Annotated in this window: 7 protein-coding genes; 1 reads left to right on the top strand and 6 read right to left on the bottom strand. The window is 62.0% G+C overall.

Going from position 1 to position 6,123, the window contains the following annotated elements:
* Positions 1–627, top strand: a 627-nt coding sequence (locus V7N12_RS11270; protein ID WP_333714663.1) for a hypothetical protein, incomplete at its 5' end; no start/stop codon positions are given.
* Between the two features lie 50 nt (positions 628–677).
* On the opposite strand, the gene V7N12_RS11265 is transcribed toward V7N12_RS11270, so the two are convergent.
* From V7N12_RS11265 to V7N12_RS11240, 6 genes are all read right to left on the bottom strand, one after another.
* The gene (locus V7N12_RS11265) at positions 678–1,103 is read right to left on the bottom strand and encodes a F0F1 ATP synthase subunit epsilon (RefSeq protein ID WP_333714662.1); all 426 of its coding nucleotides are present in this window, start codon (positions 1,101–1,103) and stop codon (positions 678–680) included.
* 22 nt (positions 1,104–1,125) lie between these two features.
* Entirely contained in the window at positions 1,126–2,550 is a 1,425-nt protein-coding gene (atpD, locus tag V7N12_RS11260) for a F0F1 ATP synthase subunit beta (protein WP_333714661.1), read from the bottom strand.
* An 18-nt stretch (positions 2,551–2,568) separates the two neighbouring features.
* Complete coding sequence (locus V7N12_RS11255; RefSeq protein WP_333714660.1) at positions 2,569–3,444, bottom strand: F0F1 ATP synthase subunit gamma; 876 nt, start codon at positions 3,442–3,444, stop codon at positions 2,569–2,571.
* A gap of 26 nt (positions 3,445–3,470) precedes the next feature.
* Positions 3,471–5,006 carry a F0F1 ATP synthase subunit alpha gene (atpA, locus tag V7N12_RS11250; RefSeq protein WP_333714659.1) on the bottom strand — a complete coding sequence of 512 codons (1,536 nt, stop codon included), beginning with the start codon at positions 5,004–5,006 and terminating at the stop codon, positions 3,471–3,473.
* Entirely contained in the window at positions 5,007–5,567 is a 561-nt protein-coding gene (locus V7N12_RS11245) for a F0F1 ATP synthase subunit delta (protein WP_333714673.1), read from the bottom strand.
* A gap of 367 nt (positions 5,568–5,934) precedes the next feature.
* Positions 5,935–6,123: DUF2793 domain-containing protein (locus tag V7N12_RS11240; protein WP_333714658.1), on the bottom strand; the 189-nt coding region annotated here is incomplete at its 5' end.

Raw genomic sequence — 6,123 nt, 5'->3', positions numbered from 1 at the left:
GGCGGCGGCGGCGGCAGTGGCGGCGGGCCGACACCCACGCCAACGGCGCTTTATGTTGCGACGCCGAGCCAAGCGGCCGTCTATCAGTCCACCTTCCGGCCTGCGGTGACCGCCACGGGCCCGCAATCCGTCATGGGTGGCGTGACCATGACATATGCCGATATGCCGGACATGGGCAGCATGAGCTATGCGGGGTATCTGGAACTTTTGGTGGCGTCAGCCGCAGCAAGCGCCAATGTCGCTGGAAATGCGACGATGACGCTGTCTCTGTCCGACCTGTCGATCACGGGCAGCGCCCAGAACTTCATGGGGACCGCGATTGATGAAAACCTTGAAGAACGATTGGTGAACTATGCGGGCACCATTTTGATCAGCAATGGCCAGGTGAAGGCGGGCGGGTCTGGTCAGGCCGTGGTGACACTCGACATTGACGGCACCTTGGACAGTGGCCTGCATCTGTTCGGCATCGATGGCACCCTGGTGGGCGGTCTCTACGGAACCGGTGGCGAAGGGATGCGGGCGCGGGGCAGCAGTACCGGACTTGATGGAAGCATGGTGACGACCGTCGACGGGGCGCCGGGCGTGATGGGGATCGGCACCCTGAGCGCGCTGTTGACACCACCGTAAAAGCAAAAGCCCCGCACAGGGCGGGGCTATCGGTCAGGCTTCGGCAGGGCCTAGGACTTGGCCGAAAGTCCGATCGTTCCACCGATCGCGACCATGTCCGACAAAAGCTTGGCGGCATCGTCGACCGGACCGGGTTCGTTCTTGAAGTTTTCCTGCGCGCGGCCGAGGGCGGCTTTGGCCTCTGCGACCATGGCGTCGTAGACCTCTTGCGTGACTTCGGCTTGTGGCAGGGCCCGTTCGGCCAGCACCGAGACGCTGTCTGCGGTGATCTCGGCGAACCCGCCGGACACCACATAGCCGTCCGTGCCACCACCGTGCACCACGGTCAGGACACCGGGGCGCAGGGTCGTGATGGTCGGCGTGTGACCGGCCATGGCGGTCATGTCGCCTTCCATCGCAGGGATGCGGACCTCGGTCGCCTCGACCGAGGCCAGACGGCGTTCGGGCGAGACCAGATCGAAGTGTAGGTTTGCCATTGTCGGCTCCTTCGCGAGTTACTTAGGCAGCGGCGGCGGCCATCTTTTCGGCCTTGGCCTTCACCTCTTCGATGCCGCCGACCATGTAGAAGGCCGCTTCGGGCAGGTGGTCGTATTCGCCGGCCACAACGGCCTTGAAGGAGGCGATGGTGTCTTCCAGCGGCACCTGCACACCGGGCGAGCCGGTAAAGACCTGCGCCACGTCGAAGGGCTGCGACAGGAAACGCTCGATCTTGCGGGCGCGGGCGACGGTCAGTTTGTCTTCTTCCGACAGTTCGTCCATGCCGAGGATCGCGATGATGTCCTGAAGCGACTTGTAGCGCTGCAGCATGTTCTGCACGTCGGCGGCCACGCGGTAATGCTCTTCACCCACGATGGCGGGGTCCAGCAGGCGCGAGGTGGAATCGAGCGGGTCAACGGCAGGGTAAATCCCCTTTTCCGAGATCGCACGGTTCAGAACGGTCGTTGCATCGAGGTGCGCAAACGAGGTCGCAGGCGCAGGGTCGGTCAGGTCGTCGGCAGGCACGTAGATCGCCTGAACCGATGTGATCGACCCGTTCTTGGTCGAGGTGATGCGTTCCTGCATCTGGCCCATGTCGGTGGCCAGCGTTGGCTGGTAGCCCACAGCGGATGGGATACGGCCCAGAAGTGCGGACACCTCGGACCCCGCCTGCGTGAAGCGGAAGATGTTGTCCACGAAGAACAGAACGTCGGTGCCGGACTGGTCACGGAAGGATTCCGCCATGGTCAGACCGGACAGGGCGACGCGCATACGCGCCCCCGGAGGCTCGTTCATCTGACCGTAGACAAGGGCCACTTTGGACTTGGTAAGATCTTCGGCGTCGATGACGCCGGAGTCGATGAATTCGTAGTAAAGGTCGTTGCCTTCACGGGTCCGCTCGCCCACACCGGCGAAAACCGAATAGCCCGAGTGCACCTTGGCGATGTTGTTGATCAGTTCCTGAATGAGAACCGTCTTGCCCACACCGGCACCACCGAAGAGACCGATCTTGCCGCCCTTTGCGTAGGGGGCCAGAAGGTCGATCACCTTGATGCCCGTGACCAGAACTTCGGACGCGGTCGACTGCTGTTCGAAGGTCGGCGCGTCAGCGTGGATCGAACGGCGCTCTTTCTCGCCGATGGGGCCTTTTTCGTCCACAGGCTCGCCCACGACGTTCATGATCCGGCCAAGTGTTGCATCGCCGACGGGCACGGTGATCGGGCCGTCGGTGTCGGTCACTTCCTGACCGCGCACCAGACCTTCGGTGGAGTCCATCGCAATCGCGCGGACAGTGCTTTCACCAAGGTGCTGGGCCACCTCGAGGACAAGGGTCTTGCCGTTGTTGTCGGTTGTCAGAGCGTTGAGGATCTCTGGCAGGTGATCGCCGAACTGCACGTCGACGACGGCGCCGATGACCTGCGTGATCTTACCTTTTGCGTTTGCCATAATGGTCTTCTCCGGGGTCTAGAGCGCTTCAGCGCCCGAAATGATTTCGATCAGCTCGTTGGTGATGACCGCCTGACGGGAACGGTTGTATTGGATCGTCAGCTTGTCGATCATCTCGCCTGCGTTGCGGGTCGCGTTGTCCATCGCGGACTGGCGGGCACCCTGTTCGGACGCGGCGTTTTCCAAGAGCGCGCTAAAGATGGCCGTGGCCACACCTTTGGGCAGCAGATCGGCGAGGATTTCCTCTTCGCCGGGCTCGTAGTCGTAGAGCGTGGCAGCGCCCGCATCTTCGGTGCCTTCGAACTCGGCGGGAATGATTTGCTGGGCCGTCGGGTGCTGCACGACCACGTTTTCGAAACGCGCGTAGAAGATCGTCGCAACGTCGAATTCGCCAGCGTCAAAGCGGTTCAGGACATCCTTGGCGATGCCTTGCGCATCGGCATAGCCGACACGCTTGACGTCCGTCATGTCGATGTGACCGACGAAATGGTCGCCCAGATCGCGCTTCATCGAGGCGCGGCCCTTCTTGCCGACGGTCAGGATCTTGACGGTCTTGCCAGCGGCCAGCAGCTTTTGCGCATGCTGGCGCGCCAGCTTGGCGATGTTGCTGTTGAAGCCGCCGCACAGACCGCGTTCAGCCGTCATGACCACCAGCAGGTGCACATCGTCCTTGCCGGTGCCGACCAGAAGCCGCGGCGCCGTTTCGCTGTTGCCCACCGATGCCGCCAACCCTGCCATCACCGCGTTGAAACGCTCGGCATAGGGGCGTGCGGCTTCGGCTGCATCCTGGGCGCGGCGCAGTTTGGCGGCCGCGACCATCTGCATGGCCTTGGTGATCTTGCGGGTCGATTTGACCGACGCGATCCGGTTTTTCAGGTCCTTAAGACTAGGCAAAGCAAAGTCTCCTTTGTCTCAGGGATTTAGGCGAAGTCTTTGGCGAAGGCTTCGATCGCGGCCTTCAGTTTGTCTTCCGCCTCACCTTTGATCTTGGGGTCTTCCTTGGTGATGAAGTCCAGCACGTCCTTGGCGTTGGTGCGCATGTGCTTCAGCAGACCGGCCTCGAAACGACCCACGTCCTTGACGGCGATCTTGTCGAGGAAGCCCTTGGTGCCCGCGTAGATCACGCAGACGATCTCGGCGTTGGTCAGGGGCGAATACTGCGGTTGCTTCATCAGTTCGGTCAGACGGGCACCGCGGTTCAGCAGTTGCTGGGTCGCGGCGTCGAGATCAGAGCCGAACTGCGCGAAGGCGGCCATTTCGCGGTACTGGGCCAGTTCCAGCTTGACCGGACCGGCAACGGATTTCATCGCGTTCGTCTGCGCCGAGGACCCAACCCGCGAAACCGACAGACCGGTGTTCACGGCGGGGCGGATCCCCTGATAGAAGAGTTCGGTCTCAAGGAAGATCTGACCGTCGGTGATCGAAATCACGTTGGTCGGAATAAACGCGGACACGTCACCACCTTGGGTTTCGATGATCGGCAGGGCTGTCAGCGAGCCTGCGCCATTGTCCTCGTTCAGCTTGGCCGACCGCTCCAGCAGGCGCGAGTGGAGGTAGAAAACATCCCCCGGGTAAGCTTCGCGGCCTGGTGGGCGGCGCAGCAGCAGGGACATCTGACGGTAGGACACGGCCTGCTTGGACAGGTCGTCATAGATGATCAGCGCGTGGCGGCCATTGTCGCGGAAGTATTCGGCCATCGCAGTCGCGGCGTAAGGGGCCAGATACTGCATCGGGGCCGGATCGGATGCGGTTGCCGCCACAACGATCGAATATTCGAAGGCACCGGATTCTTCCAGACGCTTCACCAGCTGGGCAACGGTCGAGCGTTTCTGACCAACGGCCACGTAGATGCAGTAAAGCTTGTCATACTCTTTCTCGGCGGCGTCGTTGTAGGACTTCTGGTTCAGGATCGTGTCCAGCGCCACAGCAGTCTTGCCGGTCTGACGGTCGCCGATGATCAGCTCGCGCTGGCCGCGGCCGATCGGGATCATGGCGTCAACGGACTTGAGGCCGGTCGCCATCGGTTCATGCACGGACTTGCGCGGGATGATGCCGGGGGCCTTGCTGTCGGCGACAGCGCGTTCTTTCGCCTCGATCGGGCCCTTGCCGTCCAGCGGGTTGCCCAGCGCGTCCACAACGCGGCCCAGCAGCGCGTCACCGATCGGCACGTCCACGATGGACTTGGTGCGCTTGACGATGTCGCCTTCCTTGATGTCGCGGTCAGAGCCGAAGATAACCACACCAACGTTGTCGGATTCAAGGTTCAGGGCCATCCCGCGGATCCCGCCGGGGAATTCGACCATCTCGCCGGCCTGCACGTTGTCGAGACCGTAAACGCGGGCGATACCGTCGCCGACGTTAAGCACACGGCCGACTTCAGCCACCTCGGCCTCTTTGCCGAAGTTCTTGATCTGGTCCTTCAGGATCGCAGAGATTTCAGACGCTTGGATCGCCATTTATCCGACCTCTTTCATGGTGTTCTGGAGTGCGTTGAGCTTGGAGGCGATCGAAGTGTCGATCATCTTCGAGCCCACTTTAACGATGAGGCCGCCGATGATGCTTTCATCGACGGTTTCCTTGATAATCACGGATTTGCCCACCTGGGCCTTCAGTGTCTTCGCCAGCTTGTCGGACTGCGCCTTGGTCAGCGCCTTGGCGGTCGTGACTTCGGCCGTCACCTCGCCGCGTTCTTCGGCAAGACGGTCGCGCAGCACGGCGACAAGCTGTGGCAGCACAAACAAACGGCGCTTGGCTGACAGCAGCGCCAGAACGTTTGCGGTTGTTTCGGATAATTCCATCCTCTTGGCGATAGCACCGATTGCGGCACCCTGCTCTTCGCGGCTGTAAAGCGGCGAATGCAGAAGGGTGCGCAGGTCGGCGCTTTCGGCCATCGCTGCATCGAGCGCAGCAATATCAGATTCCAGAGCCTTGATCGCCTTGCCTTCCTTGGCGAGGTCGAACACGGCGGTGGCATAGCGCGTGGCGATGCCTGTCGAAATACCAGCGGTTTCGGACACGTGTAGCCTTCCGATATTTGGGCCCAGACCTGCCACGCCCGATGGTGTCGGGCAGCAGATGGACGACTTCTGTTGCCCTCACGGATGCGAGAGCGGCAAAATCAGGCGCGATGTAGCAGAGGGGGTATGAGGTCGCAAGCACTCTGGTCGAAGATTCCGCGACAGAATGGCGCAACACAGGGGGCACCGGGTGACTGTGTGCGCTAACGGGCGTGGAACACTTGATTTTCCTGTGTTTTGTCGGGCTGACACAGAAAAACGGGCAACCCGGCGGGCTGCCCGTTTTTTCGGCGTTTGGTGCTGCCCGAGGTGCGAATTTCGGCCCCGCACCGGGTATTGCAACAAGATTCGTCGGGAATTGCCGCGATCAGAGCGCGGCAAGCACCTGCCAGCTACCACCCGAACGGACCCGCAGCGTGGAATCGCCCTTGCACCAGGCCAGCCATCCATCCTGCGGCGCGATGAACATCCAGCCGCCCCCGCGCCAGGCGGCGATGGTGCCACCCCGACCCGCCCAGACCCCGCTGGCCGAAGGCCCGACGCCCCAGCTTTGTCC

Origin of the sequence: Yoonia sp. (genome assembly GCF_036770585.1) — a bacterium.
GTDB lineage: Bacteria > Pseudomonadota > Alphaproteobacteria > Rhodobacterales > Rhodobacteraceae > Yoonia.
This window is presented reverse-complemented; position numbering and strand designations above follow the sequence as displayed.